This window comes from Streptomyces sp. NPDC029296 (assembly GCF_055569255.1).
Genome location: NZ_JBVHXT010000041.1, coordinates 1 through 20923, shown reverse-complemented (window position 1 = coordinate 20923; position 20923 = coordinate 1). Strand labels below are relative to the sequence as shown.

Annotated in this window: 18 protein-coding genes and 1 pseudogene; 7 read left to right on the top strand and 12 right to left on the bottom strand. The window is 73.2% G+C overall.

The features are described 5' to 3' along the window. A partial coding sequence (locus tag ACZ4W9_RS30765; protein ID WP_467941260.1) for a helix-turn-helix transcriptional regulator occupies positions 1–1163 on the top strand: 1163 nt, incomplete at its 5' end. A 42-nt stretch (positions 1164–1205) separates the two neighbouring features. On the opposite strand, the gene ACZ4W9_RS30760 is transcribed toward ACZ4W9_RS30765, so the two are convergent. The 8 genes from ACZ4W9_RS30760 to ACZ4W9_RS30725 all read right to left on the bottom strand — a co-directional run bounded on the left by ACZ4W9_RS30760 (position 1206) and on the right by ACZ4W9_RS30725 (position 7007). Further along, positions 1206–1667, bottom strand: coding sequence for a S26 family signal peptidase (locus ACZ4W9_RS30760; RefSeq protein WP_467941259.1), 462 nt, complete (start codon positions 1665–1667; stop codon positions 1206–1208). After that, entirely contained in the window at positions 1664–3514 is a 1851-nt protein-coding gene (locus ACZ4W9_RS30755) for an ABC transporter ATP-binding protein (protein ID WP_467941257.1), read from the bottom strand. The genes ACZ4W9_RS30760 and ACZ4W9_RS30755 overlap by 4 nt, the downstream gene beginning before the upstream one ends. After that, on the bottom strand, positions 3511–4050 hold the full coding sequence (locus ACZ4W9_RS30750) for a TlpA family protein disulfide reductase (protein ID WP_467941256.1): 540 nt from the start codon (positions 4048–4050) through the stop codon (positions 3511–3513). Before ACZ4W9_RS30750 ends, ACZ4W9_RS30755 begins: the two co-directional genes overlap by 4 nt. Then, on the bottom strand, positions 4038–4640 hold the full coding sequence (locus ACZ4W9_RS30745) for a MauE/DoxX family redox-associated membrane protein (protein ID WP_467941347.1): 603 nt from the start codon (positions 4638–4640) through the stop codon (positions 4038–4040). Before ACZ4W9_RS30745 ends, ACZ4W9_RS30750 begins: the two co-directional genes overlap by 13 nt. Before the next feature lie 91 nt (positions 4641–4731). Further along, entirely contained in the window at positions 4732–4929 is a 198-nt protein-coding gene (locus ACZ4W9_RS30740) for a hypothetical protein (protein ID WP_467941255.1), read from the bottom strand. A 106-nt stretch (positions 4930–5035) separates the two neighbouring features. Beyond that, on the bottom strand, positions 5036–5929 hold the full coding sequence (locus ACZ4W9_RS30735; protein ID WP_467941253.1) for a helix-turn-helix domain-containing protein: 894 nt from the start codon (positions 5927–5929) through the stop codon (positions 5036–5038). 117 nt (positions 5930–6046) lie between these two features. Continuing rightward, positions 6047–6772, bottom strand: a complete 726-nt coding sequence (locus tag ACZ4W9_RS30730; protein WP_467941250.1) for a Rossmann-fold NAD(P)-binding domain-containing protein — start codon at positions 6770–6772, stop codon at positions 6047–6049. Continuing rightward, positions 6765–7007, bottom strand: a complete 243-nt coding sequence (locus tag ACZ4W9_RS30725) for a hypothetical protein (RefSeq protein ID WP_467941249.1) — start codon at positions 7005–7007, stop codon at positions 6765–6767. The genes ACZ4W9_RS30730 and ACZ4W9_RS30725 overlap by 8 nt, the downstream gene beginning before the upstream one ends. A 479-nt stretch (positions 7008–7486) precedes the next feature. Between ACZ4W9_RS30725 and ACZ4W9_RS30720 the strand changes: the two genes are divergently transcribed. Beyond that, complete coding sequence (locus tag ACZ4W9_RS30720; RefSeq protein WP_467941248.1) at positions 7487–8488, top strand: helix-turn-helix transcriptional regulator; 1002 nt, start codon at positions 7487–7489, stop codon at positions 8486–8488. 132 nt (positions 8489–8620) lie between these two features. Here ACZ4W9_RS30720 and ACZ4W9_RS30715 read toward each other — a convergent pair whose 3' ends face one another. The 3 genes and pseudogenes from ACZ4W9_RS30715 to ACZ4W9_RS30705 form a co-directional block, all read right to left on the bottom strand. Next, positions 8621–10570 (bottom strand): hypothetical protein, encoded by a 1950-nt coding sequence (locus ACZ4W9_RS30715; protein ID WP_467941247.1) that lies wholly within the window; start codon positions 10568–10570, stop codon positions 8621–8623. A gap of 167 nt (positions 10571–10737) precedes the next feature. Further along, a pseudogene (locus ACZ4W9_RS30710) lies at positions 10738–11418 on the bottom strand (polysaccharide deacetylase family protein); the annotation flags it as partial. Positions 11419–11494: 76 nt separating this feature from the next. After that, on the bottom strand, positions 11495–12190 hold the full coding sequence (locus ACZ4W9_RS30705; RefSeq protein ID WP_467941245.1) for a glycoside hydrolase family 11 protein: 696 nt from the start codon (positions 12188–12190) through the stop codon (positions 11495–11497). A gap of 388 nt (positions 12191–12578) precedes the next feature. On the opposite strand from ACZ4W9_RS30705, the gene ACZ4W9_RS30700 reads away from it, so the two are divergent. Next, complete coding sequence (locus ACZ4W9_RS30700) at positions 12579–13664, top strand: endo-1,4-beta-xylanase (protein WP_467941244.1); 1086 nt, start codon at positions 12579–12581, stop codon at positions 13662–13664. A gap of 513 nt (positions 13665–14177) precedes the next feature. On the opposite strand, the gene ACZ4W9_RS30695 is transcribed toward ACZ4W9_RS30700, so the two are convergent. Continuing rightward, positions 14178–15200 carry a LacI family DNA-binding transcriptional regulator gene (locus tag ACZ4W9_RS30695; RefSeq protein ID WP_467941243.1) on the bottom strand — a complete coding sequence of 341 codons (1023 nt, stop codon included), beginning with the start codon at positions 15198–15200 and terminating at the stop codon, positions 14178–14180. Between the two features lie 134 nt (positions 15201–15334). On the opposite strand from ACZ4W9_RS30695, the gene ACZ4W9_RS30690 reads away from it, so the two are divergent. The 4 genes from ACZ4W9_RS30690 to ACZ4W9_RS30675 are packed head-to-tail and all read left to right on the top strand — an operon-like array spanning position 15335 to position 20808. Then, positions 15335–16639, top strand: a complete 1305-nt coding sequence (locus ACZ4W9_RS30690) for an ABC transporter substrate-binding protein (RefSeq protein WP_467941241.1) — start codon at positions 15335–15337, stop codon at positions 16637–16639. A gap of 7 nt (positions 16640–16646) precedes the next feature. Then, positions 16647–17603, top strand: a complete 957-nt coding sequence (locus ACZ4W9_RS30685) for a carbohydrate ABC transporter permease (protein WP_467941240.1) — start codon at positions 16647–16649, stop codon at positions 17601–17603. Further along, positions 17600–18418, top strand: coding sequence for a carbohydrate ABC transporter permease (locus tag ACZ4W9_RS30680; protein WP_467941238.1), 819 nt, complete (start codon positions 17600–17602; stop codon positions 18416–18418). The genes ACZ4W9_RS30685 and ACZ4W9_RS30680 overlap by 4 nt, the downstream gene beginning before the upstream one ends. Beyond that, positions 18415–20808, top strand: a complete 2394-nt coding sequence (locus ACZ4W9_RS30675; protein ID WP_467941237.1) for a beta-xylosidase/alpha-l-arabinosidase — start codon at positions 18415–18417, stop codon at positions 20806–20808. The genes ACZ4W9_RS30680 and ACZ4W9_RS30675 overlap by 4 nt, the downstream gene beginning before the upstream one ends. Positions 20809–20923 lie beyond the last annotated feature (115 nt).

Below are 20923 nucleotides of genomic sequence, written 5' to 3'. Positions count from 1 at the left end.
CGCTGTCGGCGCGTTCGCTCGCGGCCGGCTCCGTCGCCGGGCGTGTGCTCCCGGCCGGACCCGTCGCCGGGCGTGCGCCCCCGCCCGCCTGCCGTCGGCGCGACCGGGTCCGGGTGGCCGCTCTGGTCTCCGGTGCGAGCCGCCCGTATCGTGCGCGCATGCGTGCGCGGGAGAACCCTTCGCGGGGTCGGCGGCCGACGGACTCCGAGGCGAAGGAGGCCTACCTGGCCATGGTGGAGCGGATCGAGACCTCGGGCGCCCGGCACGCCGCCGAACAGGAGGAACTGCGGGGCCTGTCCGCCGAACTGGCGCGGTGGCTGGCGGAGCGGCGGCTCCTGGACCCGGGCGGGGCACGGCTCAGCCCCCCGGAGCGCGCCCTGCGGCACGTCGTCTCGGAGCACCGGCGCAGGCTGCGGGAGACGGCCGAGGGCCTCGGCCGGGACGCCCGGGCACTGGACGACGTCCTGTCCCTGCTGGCGGCCCCCCGGCCCGGCACCCGGGAAACCGTGGAGACGGAGTTCTTCACCGACCGCGAGCGCACCCGGCAGCGGCTGGAGGAACTCGACGCCCTCGGCCGGGAGGAGTTCCTGGCGATGCGCAACACCTTCCCCGGCGCACGCGTCCTCGACGCGAGCCTCGTACGGGACCTGGAGATGGCGGCCGACGGCGTCCGCATGCGCGTGCTGACCTCCCAGCAGGCGTTGCGCTCGGCCGCGCCGGCCCGCTACCTGCACGCGCTGATCGACGCCGGGGCCGAGGTGCGGGTCGCGGCGACGGTGCCGCTGCACATGAACGTCATGGACCGCGCGGTCGTCGTCATCGGGGTGGGAGCCGGCCCCCGGGGCGAGGGCGGGGACGTCATCCTGCACAGCAGGCCCGTCGCGCAGTGCTTCGCCCGGGTCTTCCTGCACGCCTGGGAACTGGCCCGGCCGCACACCGAGTCCTCCGCCGGGCCGGGACCCACCGATCCCGAACTGTCCGCGCTCGAACGTGAGGTGCTGGCGCTGCTGGCCACCGGCGCCAAGGACGACACCATCGCCCGCCGGCTGGACTGCTCGGACCGCACCCTGCGCCGTCTGATGCGCCGGATCATGGGGAAACTCGGCACCTCCAGCCGGTTCGAGGCGGGAGTGGCCGCCGTCCGCCTCGGCCTGGTGGACTGAACCGGCCGCGCGGGCGCGGCCCACGGGGTCGCCGCGGGCCGCTCAACGAGACCGTACGACCACTCCGAGGACGGCGTCGGCGGGGAAGAAGCCCATGCGGCGCGAGTCCTGGCTGACGTCCGGGTTGTCGCCGAGCAGGACGAGCCTTCCCCGGGGCACCAGGTCCTCCGGGGCCGCCGCCAGTGCCGGGCCGAGGGCGCGGGGGACCGGGTCGCCCGGCACCGCCGCCACCCGCTTGATCAGCCAGGTGGGGCCCGGACCCGGCTGCCCGGGCGGCGCGGATCGCCGCGCCTCGAACGGCAGGCGCTCCACCACGACCACCTGGCCCCGGGCGAGCGGACCGCCGCGCCGCACCAGGACCCGGTCGCCGTCGCGGTACGTCGGTTCCATGCTCCGGCCGCGCACGGTCACGGACACCAGGGTCCGGCGCGCCCGGCGGGCCGCGGCGGACAGCGCCGCCGCGGCGAGGCCGCCGAGGGCGAGGGCGAGTACGGCGCGGTTCACGCTCCGCCTCCGGTGAGCGCGGCGGTGTCGTCGGCCGCGCCGCGGTAGCCCTGGGCCTGCAGCCCGAACAGCCGGGCGTACGCGCCGCCTTGGGCGAGCAGCGCGGCGTGCGCGCCCTGCTCCACGACACGGCCCCGGGCGAGGACCACGATCCGGTCCGCCTCCCGCACCGCGCCCAGGCGGTGGGAGATCAGCAGGCTGGTGCGGCCCCGCCGGGCGCGGCGCAGCGAGGTGTGGACCTCGTGCTCGGCCTCGGCGTCGAGACCGGCCGACGGCTCGTCCAGGATCATCAGGTCACGGGCGTCACGCAGGAACGCGCGGGCGAGCGCCACCCGCTGCCACTCGCCGCCGGACAGCAGCACGCCGCTGGCCGGATCGTCCTTCTCCGTGTCCATGAAGAACATGCGGGACAGCAACGTCCGGTAGCCGTAGGGCAGTCGGGCGAGACGGTCGTGGATTCCGGCGCGGCCCGCGGCGGCCTGTACCCGGTCCTCGTCGTCGAGCACGGCCAGGTCGCCGAGGGCGATGTTCTCGTGCGCCGTCAGGTCGTAGTGCATGTAGTCCTGGAAGACCGCGCCGATCCGTTCGCGCAGCCGGACCACGTCCAGCTCGCGCAGGTCCACGCCGTCCCAGAGGACCGCCCCCTCGGTCGGGTCGTAGAACCGGCACAGCAGCTTCACGAGAGTGGATTTCCCCGCGCCGTTGAGGCCCACCAGGGCCAGCGCCGTGCCGTGCGGGATGCGCAGGTTCACGCCGCGCAGGACCCAGGGGTGGTCCGGCGAGTAGCGGAACCACACGTCCCGCAGTTCGATGCCCGTCCGCAGCGGCGGCACCGCTCCGCGCGCCCGCACCAGGTCGGGGCCGGCCGAGGTGACCGCCACATGGTGGTCGAGCAGCAGCAGCGCCTGGTGCGCGGTGGCGGCCTCGGCGGCCAGGGACGCCAGGGCGCCCTGCACCCCGGCGACCGCCGCCACGAAGACCGTCACGTCGCCGGGCGTGAGGGCGCCGGACCGCGCGGCGGCGACGGCCCACAGCAGGCCGCCGCCGGACACCGTCGCGGCGAGCAGCACGAGCAGGCCCTGGGTGCCGACCTCCCTGCGGTCCAGGGACCGCTTGGCCGCGTTGGCCGTGCGCTTCTCCCGGGCCATCCGCTCGCGGAAGAACCGGCCGGTGCCGAAGAGCCGGATCTCCTTGGCGGCCTCGACGGTGGACAGCAGGTCGCCGTAGAACATCTCCCGGCGTTCCACCGGCCCGAGGTCCCACAGCATCCGGGCCCGGCGCCGGGACAGCAGCACCTGGGCGAGCAGCGTGGGCGCCCCGGCGCACAGGACCACGGCCGCCATCGGCGGGCTGAGCACCAGCAGCGAGCCGAGGAAGCCCACCACGGTCACGGTGGCGCGCACCGCGCCGAGCAGACCGTCGAGGGCCTGGTTCGCGTACGGGGAGCCGCCCGGGCGCTGGGCGAGGCGCAGCCGGTCGAGGAAGGCGGGGTCCTCGAACCGGCGCAGGCCCGTGAAACCCTCCACCGCCCGGAACAGTTCGTCCTGCGCCAGCAGGCCGATCCTCCGGTCGAGTTCGGCGCGCAGGTACTGGGTCACCTGGGGCTGCGCCCCGGCCGCCATCCCGGTCAGCGCCAGGGCGGTGCCCAGAGCGAGCAGATGTCCCGTGGCGGCCGTGCCGACCAGCCCGTCGAGCAGCAGCTTCGTCAACCAGGTGGCGGCCACCGGCAGGCAGGCCGCCAGCAGGGTGAGCGCCAGATGCAGGCCGAGCGTGCCGGGCGCGGCCCGCCGGGCGAGCGAGGCCGCGGCGGCGAGGCGGCGGCCGACGGGGCTGGTCGCGGTGGTCATGCGGCGACCGCGGCCCGGTCCAGCGCCACCTGGTCGCGGCGGACCACGACCCGTCCCTCACGGTCCGCGCCGACCGCGAGCACCAGCGGGTAGGACCGGGCCTTGAACGCGGCCCCGAGCACGCCGTCCGGGGTCTCGCGGACCACGCGGGCGACGGGGCTGAGGGCGTCGACGAATCCGGCACTCTCCTCCGGCTTGCCCACCACGACGGCGACGGCGCGGTCCCGGCCGCCGGGCAGCGCGCTCACGTACTCCACGAATTTCGGCATCTTCTCCTGGCACGGCCCGCAGGTCGGCGAGAAGAAGGCGACCAGGGTCTCGTCGGAGAGCTCGGCCCGGGTCAGGGCCTCGCCGTCGACGGTGGCCGCGGTGAACTCGCCCACCTCCTCGCCCTGTTTGATCGAGGCGGGTCCGCCGTTGAGGTCGGTGAGCAGCGCGGTGTGCTCGCGCAGGCGCTTGATCACACCGAGGGTCAGGGTCAGATCGAGCAGACAGAGCAGCCCGACGAGGGCCAGGGCCGCGATCACGAATGCCATCGTGCTTCTCCTTGAGGACGGCGGGGGCGGGGGACCGGGGGGTGGGGCAGGGCGGCGGAAGCCGGGCGTGGCGGTGCCGGGACGGGACGGAACAGGGCCACGAGGTCGTCGAAGAGCGCGACCAGCGCGCCGAGCAGCAGTCCCGCGCACACCGCCACGACCAGGCCGCCGGGCCGCACCGGGCTCTGCGCGGGCAGCACGGCCGCCAGGGCCGCGATACCGGCGAGCAGCAGATTGCGGACGACGTGCCAGGGGCCGAGCGGCGTCGTGGAGGCGCCGAAACAGCGGCAGGGCACCTGCGCACCGCGCCGCAGGGACAGGGCGATGCCGGCGGCGAACACGGTGAGCAGCCCCGCCGCGACGCCGAGGCCGACCGTACGGGTGACGGGCGCGGGAATGACGAGCAGGGTCCAGACGGCCACCTCGGCGGCCAGCACGCAAAAGGCGGCCGGCCCTGCCGCCGACGCCGGAAGAATACCCAACCGGCGCAAGGAGTCGGTGAATTCACGGACGGATCCCCGGCTTTTCAATTTCCCGGCCGACGAGACCACGAAAACCACGACGAAGAGGCTTTGGACGGCCAGGACCACGTAATGCACCGTGCGTTCCTCTCCGTGCCGGCCGGCGCGGCGGTGGTGCACCGCGCCGGCCGCACGATCGAGCGGATCGAAAGAGCGGGCGTCAGCAGAAGCAGCTGTACGAGGCACCGTTGTTGCAGGTGGAGCAGGGCGCGTTGTAGCTGCACGCGCCGCCGTACGCCTTGTTGCACTGCCAGCAGGCGGACCACGACTGGCACGCGGCCGAACCCGCGGCGGCCTCGACCCTGGGCACGAACAGGCCGAGCAGACCGCTGCCGAGCGCTTCGATCTTCTTGAGCATGACGCTCCTCCTTTTCTTTGGCGGTACTTGCTTCCTTTGGTGGTGCTTGTGTTCCGGAACCGGTTTCTCGCGCGTATTCCTGCCGCGTGTCCGGCTCGTGGAACAACTATCCCAGCGGAGTCACTGCGCGGTCTTGGAGAAATTCGGCAACTTCCGCCGGGCGCACGGGCATTCGACCCGGGCCGGTGACCCCGGAGGCGTGCGCGCGGAGATGGAAGCACCGGGGCGAGATTCCGGTCATCGCCTTGAACTCGCGGCTGAAGTGCGCCTGGTCGCAGTAGCCGGTCCGCAGCGCCGCGTCCGCGGCCGAGCAGCCGCCTGCCATCAGGCCGAGCGTCCGGCGCAGCCGCACGATGCGCGCGGCGGCCTTCGGGGTGACCCCGACCTGCTCCAGGAAGCGTCGTACCAACTGGCTCTGGGACAGCCCCACTTCACGGGCCAGCTCGGCGACGGACGGGGCCGCCGCGGCCTGGGTCAGAGAGCGCCAGGCCCGGGCCACGGGTACGGCGGGCGCGGGGCCGCGGGCGAGCAGGGCGCCGAGTTCTGTGTCGAGCAGGCGGAACCGTTCGGCCCAGTCGTCCGCCGCACCGAGTGCGCGCAGCAGGGCGGCGCAGCGGCCGGCGGGCAGCAGCGGGTCCAGCTCGACGACACAGTGCGAGAGGCGCCGCAGGGGTAAGCCGAACAGCCGGAAGGCGGCCCACGGCGCCAGGGCCACCTCGACGCCCGTCACCGCCGTACGGTGCTCGAAGTGCAGTCCGCGGGTGCGCAGTCCGCGGACGCTCGCCCGCCGGGCGACGAACGGTGCCTGGTGGTGCGGCGGTTCGCCGACGCGCAGTTCACCCTCGGTGATCAGGGTCAGGATCACGGCGTCCGCCGGGGGATCCAGGCGCCGGCACGCGTCGGCGGCGGCGAGCCGGAACCCGCGGTAGCCGAGGACTCCGGGGTGGGACGGGACGCCGGACAGGTGCGGGAGGGCATGCGGGCACGCCGAGAACTCCATTCCGGTCCTTCTTCCAGAGGGAGGTGTTTCGGTGGGTCGGGCTGGTGGGTTCCTGCCGGGCCGAGGGGCCGGGGCGCGGTGCGGATCCCGCGAAAGGGGGCGGGGAGGCGCGCCGCCTCAGCGGGCGTCGCCGTCCCGGCCGCCGCGCATGTCCTCGGCACCGGTGGGGCCGGCCCGGGCGGCGTCCGCGCGGCCCCCCTCGTCAGCGTCCTGGTCCCCGCTCTCGTCACCGCCGTGGTCACCGGTCTCGTCACCGTCGTGGCGCCCGGGCTCGTGGCCGTATCCGGGGGCGGGCTCGGCGCAGCCCGTCACCTCGATGTGCCGGCCGTGCAGGCCCGCCGCGTCCGGGCCCAGCAGCATCAGCACCACCGCGGCCACCCGGCGTGCCGACGCACCCGGGCCGGGGGACACCACATTGGTGTCCGCGGGCAGCCGTTCGTCCGGGGGGCCGGCGGGGGCCGCGCCGGGCCGCGCCACCAGGACGACCCTGCGGCGGCGGTCCGTCGGCAGCGCGCGCAGCGCGGCACCGAGCGGGTGGGCCGTTCCGGGGGCGTACGCGAGATCCACCACCACGTCGACGCCGCCCAGTTCGCCGGTCACTTCGGTCAGCACGCGCCGCAGACTGGCGGGGGCGTCCGGGAGGACCAGGTAGGGCAGGGCCCGGTTGCCGTACCGGTCGTGCAGGTGCCGGCAGAGCAGCGCGCAGCGGCGCGCCGACCGCCCGGCCACGGCGAGCGTGGTACCCGTCGCCGCCAGCCGCCGGCAGACGAGCCTGCCCACGGGGGTGTCGCCGTCGACGATCAGCGCGACCGGGGCCGCGCCGAGCAGGGGAGCGTCAGGCACGGACGGACCGCGCGGACGCCGCGGCGGGCCCGGGGTTCGGCGGCGTCGGCCAGGTGAAGTCCTGTTCCTGGGCCTGAACGGCGCTCGTTGCCACGGTCGCGGACCGCGGGAACACGTCGAGCGGGGCGCGGGCGGGGCCCGGCAGCAGGGCGGCTCCACCGAGCACCACCAGGGCGGCGAGCGCGGTACGGCGACAGGAACGGCGGTGAGAGAGGGAAGCACCGGGCACACGCATGAGGGCTCCTTGGACGGGGCACCGTGCCGGGGCCCGAGCGGCTCCGGCGTCGCAGGCAAGCAGAGCACCGCCCGTCGCACCCCGGAAGGCAGCCCGGGCGGCAGTCGGTTGCCAGGCAGCTTTCTGCCAGCGGGGCACGGCGCCGAACGGCCGCGCGCGGCGGGGCGGCTTGCCGGCGCGGGAGGCACCGGCCCGTGCGACACGACCGCGGCGAACCGCGGCGAACATGGCGCAAGGGCGTGGGGAAGGCCGGTATGACGCAAACCTGACTGGTCAACGCGTCGGCGTTCGCCAACTGTTGAGCCCTGGGCGGTGTCATGGAGCCGACCATGCGGCCGGGGCCGGGCCGCCCGCGGGCCGGCCGCGTATCCGGCGCCGGATACCAGGGTGAGGACACCCGCGGCGGACGTCAAGCGAACGGCCCACGCTCCCGCGCGGGCACGAGTGCGGAGCAGACTGGGGGAAGGGGATGCCACACCGTGACCTGGGGGGACGAGGGGACGGCGCTCGACGCGGACGCGCTGGCGGTGTACCGGGCGGTGCTGTTGCACCGGGAGTGCGACCGGGCGGCGCTCGCCGGGATCCTCGGCATGTGCGGCCGGCGGGTGCAGGCCGCTTTCGACCGGCTGACCGAGCTGGCCCTGCTGCGCCCTTCCAAGGACCGGCCCGAACTGATCCGCGCCGTCAGTCCCGACCTCGGCCTGGAGCTGATGCTCCAGCGCGAGCAGCAGGAACTGCTGCTGCGGCAGGAACGGCTCGCGCAGACCCGTACGGCCCTGCGGTTGCTCGCCACGGAGTACGCGGCGGCCGGCGAGTGCGCCGACCGGCCCGCGGACGCCGTCGAGGTGCTGCGCGGAATGGACGAGATCCGCACCCGCCTGGAATCACTGGCCGGCCGGTGCACCCGCGAGGTGCTGTCCTTCCAGCCGGGCGGTGCCCTGCCGACCGAGGCCCTGGAGGCGAGCCGGCCGCTGAACGAGCAGGCCATGCTGCGGGGCGTGCGGTTCCGTACGGTCTACCTCCAGAGCATCACCACCGACCGGGTGACCACGCGGTACGTGCGCTGGGTCAGGGAGCTGGGCGGCGACATCCGACTGGCGCCCACCCTGCCGATGCGGTTGCTGATCGTGGACGACGAGGCCGCGGTGATACCGGGCGAGTCCCGGGCCGGCCGGCCCACCGCGCTGCTGCTGAGGAGCGCCCCCGTGGTACGCGCCCTGCACGCCCTGTTCGAGGCTTACTGGAAGGACGCCGAGCCGTTCGGGACCGAGCCGCCGGACACGCCGTCGGCGGGGCCGACGGCCCAGGAGCGGGCCGTGCTGCGGTTGCTCGCCGACGGCTGCAAGGACGAGACGGTGGCCCGCGCCCTCGGCATTTCGGTGCGCACGGAACGCCGCATGGTGGCCGACCTGACGGCCCGCCTCGACGCGTCCAGCCGCTTCGAACTGGCGGTGAAGGCCGTTCGCCTGGGCTGGGTGTGAGCCCTGGGACGGGACCGGGACACCGCTCTCGCGGTCACCGGCGAACACGGCCGAGGCGACGTCCCCGGCCGCCCTCACCCCGGGCCGCGTCCTGGCCGGGCCCTGTTCCGGCGCGCTGGTCGGCCGTGCCGTTCAGCGGCTGCCCGGCGGCTTCGGCCAGGCCGTTCCCGTGCGGGCCGCGTCCAGCAGGTCTCCCAGGCGCAGCCAGGCCGTCGGACCGGAGTGGGTGGCCGGGCAGGTGGAGAACCGGTCCCACGCGTCCTGAGCGGTTCCGAGGGCCTCGCGTACCGCGGCGACCACCGACGGATGGGCGCTCCCGTGCCGGCCGCCCCGGGCGTGCAGCGCCGACCAGGCCGGCAGGGCCCGCACCAGGTCCGGCCCGGTGTCCGCTCTGGCCAGGACGAGGCGGGTCCAGGCCTCGCGCCACGACGGGGCGCCGCCGAGGCGTGCGCGCAGGCCCTCGGTGAGCCGCAGCAGCACCGTGTCCGGGACACCGTGCCGGCGCAGTACGGCCTCGAAGTCGTCGTCGGACCGGCTGCCGCTCACGGCGCAGGACAGGAGGGCCTTCTCCACGAGGGAGTCGTCGCCGGGGTGCCGGTCCAGGTACTCGCCCAGCGTCCGCACCCCGACGCCCGCCAGTTCGCGCACCGTCACCTCGCCCGGGGCGCCGAGCGCGGCCCGGCGGCGGCCCGGGCCGGGGACCGGCGGCGGGTCGGCGAGGACGCGCTCGATCGTGCCGAGGATCTCCTCGGTCTCGCGGCGCTGGTCGTAGCGCGGCTCCAGGCCGGGATGCCGGCGGTCCAGCCGGTCGCGCGCGTCCCTGACGATCGGGCGCACCCCGGCCTTGACGTCCTCGGTGAGCGCCGGCAGGTGCAGCACCATGTCGCGTACCCAGGCCACCTCGTCCGGCGCGATGGCCGTGTAGCGGTCCTCGGGCTCCCAGAAGGGAAGGGCGCGGGCAGCCGTCTCGGCGAACCGCACCGCCAGGCCGGCCAGCGTATCGGCGGGGGCCCGCCACTCGGCCCGGCGGTACCCGTCCTTGGCCCGCGCCGGGTCGAGCAGATGACGCCAGGTACCGGACGCGGTGTGCCGCACCCAGGTGACGGGGGCACGGCATCCCATGTTCAGCGATGTGGTGCTCGTACGGCCCGCGAAGTGACGGAAGCGGAACTCTTCCCCCTCCGTCAGGGCGGACACCTCCGCGGCGAAGTGATCCAGGACCCGCTGCTCGCCCGCACCCTCGCGGCGCATACGGGAGGCCCGGGCCAGCAGCAGCTGGAACGGGAAACGCCCCAGGTCGGCCGTGGCCAGCTCGGTGAGGAGGTCCGGCTCGACCGCCCAGGGCAGGCCGCCGAGCAACTCGTTGCGGATCGTGTGCTCGGCGTCGGTGCCGGCGGCCCACTCCACGAGCTCGCGGTGCCGCTCCGGGTGCCGCTCCAGTATCCGGCGCCACATGCTCTCCCACGCGGCGTACGCGCGTCTGTGCCGCTCCAGCCACTTCGTGACGTCGCCCTCGACGTCCGGCCGGTCGGGGTCGGGGGCCGTGGGGAGCGTGTCGCGGGCCGCGGCGAACACGAGGCCGTGCAGCGGGCCCTGCCCGAGGACGATCTGGGCCGTGGTCGGTTCCTCCAGCAGTTCGGGAGTCATGGGAGGCGGTGTGCCGCCGCGGGCACGCAGTTCCCCGGCGAGCGCCCGGGCGAGCCGCTCGGCGACGCGCGGGGTCCCGAGCCGGGCCAACCGCGGCGCATCGCATCCCTTCAGGGTCTGGTCCCGCAGGGCCGCGGGGCACGACGGATGACCGAGCGCGAGCGTGACCAGGTGAGGCCGGGAGCCGGAAGGGAAGGGCTCCGTGACGGTCTCCAGGCCCGCCGCCACGGCCGCCTCCAGGAGCCACAGCGGCGCCTCCCCGGCGTGGGGGCCCGTCAACAGCGCCTCGGCCAGGGCCGGGCGGTCGTGCCGAGGCGAGGCCGACCGGACCTGTCGCGCCGCCAGCCGCACCACGGGGTCGTCCGGGCCCCGGCCGGCCATCGCGGTGAGAAGGAAGTCGGCGGGCAGCACGGTCTCGGGTTCCTGGCCGGTCACTGGGGGGTCCTCCGTCAAGGCGGTCGTCGGTTGCTTGCCCAGCATGCTGACGTACGCCACTGACATCGGCTCGGCGGGTACCGGGTGTGGGGCAGGGGTGGCCCCGGGGAAAACCGGGGCCACCCCTGGCGGGTCACCCGTCGCGGGGAAGGGGCGCCCTTCGGTCAGGGGGCCACGGCGCGGCCCGTCTGGGGGGAGATGCGGCCGGCGCACAGGCCCTTGCTCGCCAGCGTCTGGGCGATGCGCGGGATGGCGGCGAGGGTGTTGGCGGGCCACTCGTGCATCAGGATGATCTGGCCGTTGCCCAGCCGGGAGACGGCCTGCACGATCGCGTCGGTGCTCGCGCCGTTCCAGTCCTGCGAGTCGACGTCCCAGATGATCTGCCGCAGGCCGTACTTGGCCTCCACCGCCTGGACGGTGGCGTTGGTCTCCCCGTACGGCGGGCGGAACAGCTGCGGTGTGCCGCCGCCGGCCGCCGCGATCGCCTGCTGGCTGCGGGAGATCTCGGAGTCGATCTGGGCCTGGCTCAGCTGGGTCAGGTGCGGGTGGGTGTAGCTGTGGTTGCCGACCCACATGCCGGCGCTCACCTCGGCCCGTACCTGGGCCGGGTAGGCGGCGGCGAACTGGCCCTCGTTGAACATGGTGGCCCGCAGGCCGTTCTGCCGCAGGGCGTTGAGCAGGGCCGGGGTGTGGTCGTTGGAGGGGCCGTCGTCGAAGGTGAGCCCGACGTAGCCGGAGCAGGCGGCGGCCTGTGCCGGTGCGGCCTCGGCGGCGGTGGTGGCGGTGCCGGCCAGGGCCGTCGCGGCGACGGCCAGTCCGGTCAGCAGGGAGCGGGGTGCGGCGCGCATGCGGGTGGGTCCTCCTCGGGTCGTGCGGAACCGTGGGCGGGGGTGGGCGGGTCGGGCGGACGGAAGGCGGGGCCGGTCAGCCGTTCACCGTGATATTGGAGTTGCCGCTGCTCTGGTAGCCCTCGGTGGCGAGGATCATGTAGTACTTGAAGCTGCCGAGGGGCATGCCGACGCGGGACCAGGCGTCGAAGTGGTTGCCGGTGGTGATGGTGCCGCCGGTCCGCTTGGACTGGCGGACGCTCCAGTACTGGTTGAAGGTCTTGGTGCCTTCCACGGAGGGGGCGTTGTACCGCGTCGTCTGGTAGATGTCGTACGTGCCGCCGTCGCTGGTGACCGTGCCCTTGTACGTTCCGGTGGGCCGGTAGGTGCCCCAGTTGTCGACGATGTAGTACTCCACCAGCGGGTTCGAGGTCCAGCCGTACAGGGCCAGGTAGCCGTTGCCGGACGGGCTGAAGCTGCCCGAGTAGGTGACGGTCCTGCGCCCGCCGGTGCTCCAGCCCTTGCCCGCGACGAAGTTGCCGCAGTTCGTCCACGAGGTGCTGTAGTTGCCGCCGGAGTTGAGGGTCATCGAGACCGCGCCGCCGCCGTCGGTCCAGAAGGAGTAGTAGAAGCCGTTGTTGGTGCCGGTCTGGTTGGTGGTGATGACGGTGGCGGCGTCGGCGGTGCCGGGCAGCAGCAGCCCGGAGGCGGAGGTGGCCACCGCCAGGGCACCGGCGCGGCCGATGAAGCCCCTGCGGCTCATCGGGCGGGAGAGGGCGTTGTCCATGTCCATGCTTCCTCCTGTGAGGACGGATGAGCGGGGCCCGGGGCGGCGGGTGCGGCGGTGCGGGTGCCGGGCGTGCGGGCTGCCGTGGCCGGGTGCCGCGCATGATTGGCATGTCCTTGCCATGTGCCGCGGCGGGGGCCGTCCCTGCCGGAGGCGGGCTCGATTGCTGGAGAGTATGCGGCCCGGCCGAAACGGAGGTCAATCCGTCTGTTTCCGAAACTTCATCGAAACTTGGCGTGCGTTTACGGGAGGTCTAGCCGAAACTTTCGCAAGCCTTGTGAAGTGCGGTGCTGTATTCGATGTCATGACGGTTGACGGGGTAGGGGCGGCTGTTTAGCGTGACGCAACGCTCGCTTTGTGAAGCGAAAGTTTCGAATGCTTTCCAGGAGGACTCGTGAATCTCCCCCGTATCACCGCGGCCGCCGCCGCGGCCTGCTGCCTGGCCCTGCTTCCGCTCGCCACCGCCGGCCCGGCGGACGCGGCGGGCGGCCCCGCCGCGGCGGACCGCCCGCTGCGGCAGCTCGCCGCCGACGACCACCTGCGGATCGGCACCGCGGTGGACATGTCCGCGCTCGCCGACGACGCCGCCTACCGCCGGCTCGCCGGTTCCGAGTTCTCCACCGTCACCCCGGAGAACGTGATGAAGTGGGAGGCGATCGAGCCCCGCCGGGGCGAGCGCGACTACGCCGCCGCCGACCGGCTCGTCGACTTCGCGCACCGGCACGGCCAGAAGGTCCGCGGCCATGTCCTGGTCTGGCACAACCAGTTGCCGTCCTGGCTGACGTCGGGCGACTTCAGCGCGGACGAGCTGCGGGACATCCTGCACCGGCACATCACCGACACCGTCCGGCACTTCAAGGGACGGGTCTGGCAATGGGACGTGGTCAACGAGGCGTTCAACGAGGACGGCACCCTGCGGGACAGCATCTGGCTGCGCGAGCTGGGGCCCGGCTACATCGCCGACGCCTTCCGCTGGGCCCACGAGGCCGACCCGCACGCGCTGCTGTTCTACAACGACTACAACACCGAGTGGACCGGCCCGAAGAGCGACGCCGTGTACGGCCTGGTGAGCCGCCTGCGGGCCCAGGGCGTGCCCATCGACGGGGTCGGGTTCCAGGGGCACCTCGGCATCCAGTACGGCCTGCCCACCGACATGGCGGCCAACTTCGCCCGGTTCGACAAGCTCGGGCTGGCGACCGCCGTCACGGAGGCGGACGTCCGCATGGAGACGCCGGCCGACGACGGCAAGCTGGCCACCCAGGCCGAGGGCTACCGCCGCCTGCTCGACGCCTGTCTGCGCGCCCGGCACTGCATCTCGTTCACCGTGTGGGGCTTCACCGACAAGTACTCCTGGGTGCCCGACACGTTCCCCGGCGAGGGCGCGGCCAACCTGTTCGACGAGGCCTACCGCCCCAAGCCGGCGTACCGCGCGCTCCAGTCGGAGCTGACGGGCCGGGCACGGCCGCGGTCCGCCGAGTAAGGGAGGAGACCGGCGCTCCGACGCGAGGGGCGGAGGAGCGCGGCGCCCTCCGGGCGGGCGGGACATCGCGGCGCGTGCGCCTGCCCGGGCGCCGGCCGTTCGGTGCCGCTCCGCGCGGCGCGTCGGCCGGCGCCCGTGGGGTGTGGCCCCTTCGGGTCTCGATGATGGAATGGCCGGCACAGAAGACGCCCCGGGTCGTCACCGGCGCGGGCGCCGTACCGGTTGCCGTCGGCGGCCCCCGCCCTCGACGAAGCTCCCTCGGCGGAACTCCGCCGGGACGTGGGCACTTCGGGGTTAGGTTATGGACTGATCAGTACGAAATCCCCCCCGGTCCGGCGATCGCGTGCGCGTCGGTCGACCCCCTGCCGCCGAGGACGGCGGCGGTGGTGGTGGACCGGTATCGCGGTCCCCGGCAGAGCGGTGCCGCCGCCCTCGCGCGGCCCTTCCCCCTCGCCTCGTCCGGCCCCCGCCCCGGGCCCGCCGTCGGGACAGGTCCCGCATCCTGATCCCCCGTCACCTCCCCTCAGGCGGAGCCGTGCTCCGGCGGATCACCAGGTGGGTGGCCAGTTCGATGCGCAACGCCGACTTCCGGGCGTCCGTGGGACGCAGGAGCATGCGGGCCGCTTCCTCGGCCATGCGCTGGAGCGGTTGCTGGACGGTCGTGAGGGGCGGGCTCGACCAGCGGGCCGGGGGAACGTCGTCGTAGCCCACCACCGACAGCTGGCCGGGGACGCTCAGCCCGAGGACCCGGGCCGCCTCCAGCACGCCGAGGGCCTGGAGGTCGCTGCCGGCGAAGATCGCCGTCGGGCGGTCGGGGCGGCGCAGCAGGTCCATGGCGTGTGCGAAGCCGCCCTGGACGTGGAAGTCGCCGAACCGCACCAGCGCCGGGTCCGGTTCGTGCCCCGCCATCGCCATGGCCGAGCGGTATCCGTCGAGCCGGGCCAGCGAGCACATCAGGTCCTCGGGGCCGGTGATGATGGCGACGCGTTCGTGGCCCTGGTCGGTCAGGTGGCGCGTCGCGGCCATGCCCCCGGCCCAGTTGGCCGAGCCGACGGACGGCACGTCGGGGTCCGGATCGCCCGCCGGGTCCACGATGACGAACGGGATGGCCCGGGAGCGCAGTTGGCGTTTCACGTCCTCCGGGACCGTCGAGAAGACCAGCAGGACGCCGAGCGGCCGGCGGCGCAGGACGCCCCCGATCCACTCCGGGCCGGGCGCCTGCCGGGTGCCGCTCTCGGTGAGCGCCACGGTCGCGTCGTTCTGCTTGGCGACGTTCTCGACCCCGCGGATGAGTTCCATCGCCCACACGCTCTCCAGCTCGTGGAAGACGATCTCGATGAGCGGCGCCTGCGGCGCTCCCGCCGCCCGCCGACGGTAGCCGTGCACCTCCAGCAGGCGCTCCACCTTGGCCCGGGTCGTGGGAGACACATCCGAACGACCGTTGAGCACCTTCGAAACTGTCGGAAGCGAGACGCCGGCCTCCCTGGCCACGGCTGCCAGGGTGACTCTCCGACCGACCTGGGCTTCTTCACGCATGGTCGCAGCATAGGGCACGATGCCGGGTAACGGTTTGGCCGCGTAAGTGCACGACCGTTGACCATTTCTTCTTCCGCCTCCTACTGTCCAGCCGCAGGACTTTCGGCTCTGTTACCGAAACTTTCGGAAGGCGGATGACCATGCGTACACGGATGCCCAGACTGGTCGCCTGCGGCGCGACCCTCGCTCTGGCGGCGAGCCTCGCGGCGTGCGGCAGCGGAAGCGGCGGGGGTTCCTCCAACGACGGCAAGATCCACGTGCTCGTCTACGGGGACTCCGGCAACAAGATCGAGAAGCAGATCGTCGATACCTTCAACAAGACCTCGAAGGTCAAGGCGGTCCTCGACACCATCCCCGGTGCCGACTACCAGCAGAAGCTGCAGACCATCATCAGCACACCCCAGGCGCCGGACGTCTTCTTCCACTGGGGCGGCGGCAGCATCAAGCCGTTCGTCAAGGCGGGGCTGCTGATGCCGCTGGACGACTTCATCAAGAAGGATCCCAACCTCGACGACAAGTTCCTGCCCACGGTCTACAACAGCGCCGTCGTGGACGGAAAGCCCTACGGCATCCCGATGCGCGGCACCCAGCCGGTGCTGCTGTTCAGCAACAAGGACGTGCTCGCCAAGGCGGGCGTGAAGCAGCCCGAGACCTGGGACCAACTGCTCGACGCCGTACGGAAGCTGAAGTCCTCCGGTGTCACCCCCGTCGCCCTCGGCGGCGGCGACCAGTGGCCGACGCTGATGTGGTTCGAGTACGTCTACGACCGGGTCGCCGGGCCGGGGCTGTTCGAGAAGGCCCTCGGCGGCGACAAGGACGCCTGGGCGAGCCCGGACAGCAAGAAGGCGCTCGGCATGCTCAAGGAACTGGTCGACACCGGCGCCTTCGGCAAGAACTACGACTCGGTGAAGTACACCAACGGCTCCTCGCCCGCTCTGGTCGCCCAGGGCAAGGCCGGCTTCGAGCTGATGGGCTCCTGGTACTACTCGCAGCAGCAGACGGACGCCAAGGACTTCGCCGCCAAGGGCCTGGGCTACGGCACCTTCCCGACGATCCCCGGCGGCAAGGGCGACCCGTCGAACGTCGTCGGCAACACCAACAACTTCTACTCGGTGCTGAAGAAGACCAAGCACCCCGAGGCCGTCGCCGAGTTCCTGAAGCTCATGTACTCCGACGAGTTCGTCAAGGCCCAGCTGTCCATCGGCAACCTGCCCACCACCACCAACACCCCGCAGTTCCTGGACAAGTCCGCGAGCCCCGACTACTCCCGCTTCCAGTACGACCTGGTGGCCAAGGCCAAGTCCTTCCAGCTGTCCTGGGACCAGGCCTACCCGCAGACCGCCAGCACCGCCATCCACCAGGCCGTACAGCAGTTCTTCAACGGACAGCTGGACACGGACGGCTTCATCAAGGCCATGCAGGCCCTTCCGACCGAATGAACCGCTCATGACCACACAGCTCACGAGCGCCCCGCCCACCGCCGAGGCCCCCCGTAAGGCCCGGCGGCGGACGGAGGGCTCCTACGTCGCCCACGGCACCCGCCCCGGCTTCCTCTGGGCGCTGCCCGCCACCCTCTTCTTCACCCTCTTCGCCATCGCACCACTGATCATGGTCGCGGTGCTGTCCTTCATGAGCTGGGACGGCCTGGGATCACCCCGGTTCGTCGGCACGGACAACTGGAACCGGATCCTCGACGACCCGGTGATGATCCGCAGCATCTGGCTCACCCTGCTGCTCACGGCCCTCGGCGTGGTCCTCCAGACCCCGCTGAGCATCGTGCTCGGCGTCTGGGCCGCCGGACACCAGCGCAACCGCGCCGTCCTGTCGGCGGTCTACTTCATCCCGCTGCTGCTGTCCGCCACCGCCGTGTCGGTGCTCTGGCGGGCGCTGCTCGACCCGAACTTCGGCATTCCCGCGCGCATGACCTGGCTGTTCGGTGACGGCAACCTGTTCGGCGAACAGTCGACCGCCATCGGTGTCCTCGCCTTCGTCAGCACCTGGCAGTACACCCCGTTCCACACGCTCATCTACCAGGGCGCCGCCCGGGCCATCCCGCCGGTGCTCTACCAGGCGGCGGAGATCGACGGCGCCGGGCGCTTCCGCCAGTTCTTCCACATCACCCTGCCGCAGCTGCGCAACTCGATCGTCACCTCGATGATCCTGATGATCGTCGGCGGCCTCACCACCTTCGAGACCGTGCTGATCCTCACCCAGGGCGGACCGGGCACCGACACCACCATCAGCGCCTACTACATGTACCAAAAGGCCTTCAAGAGCTTCGACTTCGGAGCCGGCGCGGCCGTCGCCCTGTGCCTGGTCGTCGCCGCCACCGTCGTCTCGCTGATCGTGGTCCGCGTCTCCGGCTACGACAAGATGCGCAGCGACATGGAAGGGGTGTCATGAGGCGCCGCCCCAACTACCTCGCCGGAGCCGGCTCGATCGTCTGGCTCGTCATCGTCGGCCTGCCGCTGTACGTGTTGCTCGCCGCGACCCTGCGGACCCGGGAGGACTACGCCGCGAAGGGCCCCGTGTCCTTCCCCGGCCACTTCACCTTCGACAACTACACCGGGGCGTTCGACTCGGGCTTCGGCCGGTACTTCCTCAACACCATCATCGTCACCGTGTGTGTCGTCGGCGTGGTGCTGCTGCTCGTACCACCGCTCGCCTACGCGATCGTCCGCAGCCGCTCCCGTGTCACCTCGCAGATCTTCCGGCTGTTCCTGCTGGGCCTCGCCATCCCCGCCCAGGCCGTGATCGTGCCGATGTTCTACCTGATCAGCGAGGCGGGGCTGTACGACAACCTGCTGGGCGTCATCCTGCCCACCGCCGCGTTCTGCCTGCCGATGTCGGCGCTCATCCTCAGCGGGGCCATGCGGGACATCTCCCCGGAGCTGTTCGAGGCCATGACCATGGACGGGGCGAGCCCGAGGCGGATGTTCTTCCAGCTCGTCGTGCCGCTCTCGCGCGGCGGACTGTCCACGATCGTGGTGTTCTCCGCGCTCCAGGCCTGGAACGGCTTCCTGTTCCCGCTGGTCCTGACCCAGTCCGAGGACACCAAGCTGATCACCCTGGGTCTGTACAACTTCCAGACCGCACACGGGATCGACATCCCCGGCCTGCTGGGAGCCGTGACGCTGTCCATGGTGCCCGTCCTGCTCGTCTACCTGTTCGCCCGCCGGGCCCTGGTCCAGGGTCTGATGGGCATGGGAGGAAAGTGACCGCCAACGTGGCCGTAGAGACCACCCCCGAAGTCCCCGTCTGGAACGACCCGGCCCAGGACGTCGGCACCCGCGTGTCCGCGCTGATCGACGCGATGACCCTGGAGGAGAAGACCGCCCAGCTGTACGGCGTGTGGGTCGGCGCGTCCGACGAGGGCGGCGAAGTGGCCCCGCACCAGCACGACATGGAGGAGGCCGTCGACCTCGACGCCCTGCTGCCCGCCGGGCTGGGCCAGTTGACCCGCCCGTTCGGCACGGCGCCCGTCGACCCGGCGCTCGGCGCGCTGTCCCTGCTGCGCACCCAGACCCGGATCACCGCGGCGAACCGCTTCGGCATCCCCGCGCTGGCGCACGAGGAGTGCCTGGCCGGCTTCGCCACCTGGGGCGCCACCGCCTATCCCGTCCCGCTGTCCTGGGGCGCCACCTTCGACCCCGACCTGATCCGCCGGATGGCCGCCGCCATCGGCCGGGACATGCGCTCCGTCGGCGTCCACCAGGGCCTCGCGCCCGTCCTGGACGTGGTGCGCGACGCCCGCTGGGGCCGCGTCGAGGAGACCATCGGAGAGGACCCCTACCTCGTCGGCAGCATCGGCACCGCCTACGTCCAGGGGCTGGGCTCGGCGGGTGTCGTCGCCACCCTGAAGCACTTCGTCGGCTACTCCGCCTCCCGCGCCGGCCGCAACCTCGCGCCCGTCGGCATGGGCCCGCGCGAACGCGCGGACGTCCTGCTGCCGCCGTTCGAGATGGCCATCGTCGAGGGCGGGGCCGACTCCGTCATGCACGCCTACACCGACACCGACGGCATCCCCTCGGCGGCCGACGAGGACCTCCTCACCGGGCTGCTGCGCGACACCTGGGGCTTCGAGGGCACGGTCGTCGCCGACTACTTCGGCATCGCCTTCCTCAAGACCCTGCACGGGATCGCCGGGAACTGGGCGGACGCCGCGGCGGCGGCCCTGCGCGCGGGCGTCGACGTGGAACTGCCCACCGTCAAGACGTTCGGCGCGCCTCTCGCCGAGGCCGTCGCCGCCGGCCGGGTGCCGGAGGCGCTGATCGACCGGGCCCTGCACCGGGTGCTCACCCAGAAGGCCCGGCTCGGCCTGCTCGACGCCGGCTGGGACCCGGTCCCGGCCGCGCTGCGCGGAGCCGACCTGGACGAGGCGGGCACCCTGCGCGGCACCGTCGACCTGGACAGCGCCGAGAACCGGGAACTGGCCCGGTCCGTCGCGGAGGAAGCCGTCGTCCTGCTCACCAACGACGGCACCCTGCCCCTCGCCCGGCCCCGCCACATCGCCCTGGTCGGCCCCAACGCCACCGCTCCCACGGCCGTGCTGGGCTGCTACTCCTTCCCCCAGCACGTCGGCGTGCACCACCCCGGGACCCCGGCGGGCATCGACCTGCCCACCCTGGAGGAGACCCTCGGACGGGAGTTCCCCGAGACGGAACTCACCGTCGTGCAGGGCACCGGCGTCGACGACGGCGACATCTTCGGCATCGCCGAGGCCGTGGACGCGGCCCGCCGGGCCGACGTCGTCGTGGTGGCCCTCGGCGACCGCGCGGGCCTGTTCGGCCGGGGCACCAGCGGCGAGGGCTGCGACGCGGAGTCCCTGGCACTGCCCGGAGCCCAGCAGCGGCTGCTCGACGCGCTGCTCGACACCGGCACGCCCGTGGTGGCGGTCCTGCTCGCCGGGCGGCCCTACGCCCTCGGCCGGGCCGCGATGGAGGCCGCCGCGCTCGTGCAGTCCTTCTTCCCCGGGGTGGAGGGCACCACGGCCATCGCCGGCGTGCTCAGCGGCCGGACCAACCCGTCCGGACGGCTGCCGGTCAGCGTGCCCCGGGACACCGGCGGCCAGCCCGCCACCTACCTCGGCGCACGGCTCGCCCAGGCCAGCGACGTCTCCAGCATCGACCCCACGGCGGCCTTCGCGTTCGGACACGGCCTGTCCTACACGTCGTTCGACTGGGACGGGCTGACCGTCGACCGGGCGGAGGCGGACACCGCAGGCGAGTTCTCCCTCGCCTTCACCGTGCGCAACACGGGGGAGCGGGACGGCACCGAAGTGGTCCAGCTGTATCTGCACGACCCGGTCGCCTCCGTCGTCCAGCCGGTGCAGCGGCTCGTCGGCTACACCCGGGTGCGGCTCGCCGCGGGGGAGGCCCGCCGGGTGCGGGTCACCGTGCCGGCCGACCTGGCCTCCTTCACCGGCCGCGACGGCCGCAGGGTGATCGAACCGGGCGAACTGCACCTGCGCCTGGCGGCGTCCAGCACCGACGCCCGCCTGACCGCGACGGTGACCCTCACCGGCCCGGAACGCCACGTGGACCACACCCGCCGCTTCCACGCGCGCTTCGAGCAGGAGACGGTGCGGCCGAAGGACCCCACCGCCTGACCCGCGGGGGGGGGGGGGGGGGGGGGGGGGGGGGGGGGGGGGGGGGGGGGGGGGGGGGGGGGGGGGGGCGGGGGGGGGGGGGGGGAGGGAGAGGGGGGGGGCGCACCCAACCCAC

Excerpts from the sequence above, each read along its gene's own strand:
- ACZ4W9_RS30695 (WP_467941243.1), bottom strand. The coding sequence starts at position 15,200 with ATGCGTGAAGAAGCCCAGGTCGGTCGGAGAGTCACCCTGGCAGCCGTG.
- ACZ4W9_RS30725 (WP_467941249.1), bottom strand. The coding sequence starts at position 7,007 with ATGCGTGTGCCCGGTGCTTCCCTCTCTCACCGCCGTTCCTGTCGCCGT.
- ACZ4W9_RS30755 (WP_467941257.1), bottom strand. The coding sequence starts at position 3,514 with ATGACCACCGCGACCAGCCCCGTCGGCCGCCGCCTCGCCGCCGCGGCC.
- ACZ4W9_RS30750 (WP_467941256.1), bottom strand. The coding sequence starts at position 4,050 with ATGGCATTCGTGATCGCGGCCCTGGCCCTCGTCGGGCTGCTCTGTCTG.
- ACZ4W9_RS30685 (WP_467941240.1), top strand. The coding sequence starts at position 16,647 with ATGACCACACAGCTCACGAGCGCCCCGCCCACCGCCGAGGCCCCCCGT.
- ACZ4W9_RS30740 (WP_467941255.1), bottom strand. The coding sequence starts at position 4,929 with ATGCTCAAGAAGATCGAAGCGCTCGGCAGCGGTCTGCTCGGCCTGTTC.
- ACZ4W9_RS30680 (WP_467941238.1), top strand. The coding sequence starts at position 17,600 with ATGAGGCGCCGCCCCAACTACCTCGCCGGAGCCGGCTCGATCGTCTGG.
- ACZ4W9_RS30705 (WP_467941245.1), bottom strand. The coding sequence starts at position 12,190 with ATGGACATGGACAACGCCCTCTCCCGCCCGATGAGCCGCAGGGGCTTC.
- ACZ4W9_RS30690 (WP_467941241.1), top strand. The coding sequence starts at position 15,335 with ATGACCATGCGTACACGGATGCCCAGACTGGTCGCCTGCGGCGCGACC.
- ACZ4W9_RS30735 (WP_467941253.1), bottom strand. The coding sequence starts at position 5,929 with ATGGAGTTCTCGGCGTGCCCGCATGCCCTCCCGCACCTGTCCGGCGTC.